Genomic DNA, 824 nt, shown 5'->3' with positions numbered 1-824 from the left:
GATCAGGCAGCACTGGATGCGCACGTTGCCACGCCGCATTACCAACAGTTTGCAGCTGCAAGCAGCGAGTGGCTGGCAGAGCCACCGCAGCTGATATTTCTGGATCAGGTGTCTGGCTGAGTTCATTCATCTCTCAAGAGAAATGTATCTGCCGGTACATTTCTCTGCCGGCTTCACTTGAAGCGGTTAGTACTGTCCAAGCACCGATGCGTTGTATTGCTTCAGAAGTTGATCGTACTGCTGCTCTACCGTCAGCAGACTCTTGTTCAATTGGTCAACATCGGCATGAGCGGCCCACTGCCGTTGCAAGGTGTCCAGAGCTGATAGCCAGTTCTGTGCGGGCGTCTTGATCACAAGCCATATCGGGCGTTTTCCATTGGCAGACTTGAGGTTGGGCATATTTTTGAAATAGCGCTCGGCATCCAGCCATGCGTTAACCAGTTCGGTGTGCAAGGCCTCAAGCGCGTCCGGATTCAGGCGAGCGTTATCTGCGTTCTGGTTCAGGTAATTGATCGTTTGCCGGGCTAGGATCATGAAGTTGAGCGTGTGCCAGTGCTGATCGTGGCCAAGGCGATCGTCAATGGCCGCGAGTTGTTCGCTGCGTGCCAGAAATTGAGGTTCCTCGAAGCGTTTTCGAACGGCAAGACTGCGCTGCTGCAGTTGTTGTATCCCTTGGGTAATATCTGCATCCAGCTGCCGGGCAAGCTTGATATCGGGGCGTGGTTGATTGTAGAGCGCCTCGGCATCAAACGTTTTTTCACGTAGTGCGTCGAGCGTCTCGCTGTACTCGGTTACGGCAATGACCAGCGGATCGGACTTGGGGT

2 protein-coding genes are annotated in these 824 nt (G+C 54.0%); one reads left to right on the top strand and one right to left on the bottom strand.

All coding sequences use genetic code 11. The features are described from left to right. The coding region (locus tag ALO43_RS26250; protein ID WP_412778932.1) for a putative quinol monooxygenase at window positions 1–120 on the top strand (120 nt) is incomplete at its 5' end. 66 nt (window positions 121–186) lie between these two features. Here the strand turns inward: ALO43_RS26250 and ALO43_RS26245 are convergent. Further along, window positions 187–824 (bottom strand): DUF3829 domain-containing protein (locus ALO43_RS26245; protein ID WP_054998391.1); only part of this gene is annotated, 638 nt, incomplete at its 5' end.

Source organism: Pseudomonas tremae, from assembly GCF_001401155.1.
Lineage (GTDB): Bacteria > Pseudomonadota > Gammaproteobacteria > Pseudomonadales > Pseudomonadaceae > Aquipseudomonas > Aquipseudomonas tremae.
The sequence above is the reverse complement of the archived record's forward strand: the minus strand, read 5'-3'. Positions and strand labels throughout refer to the sequence as shown.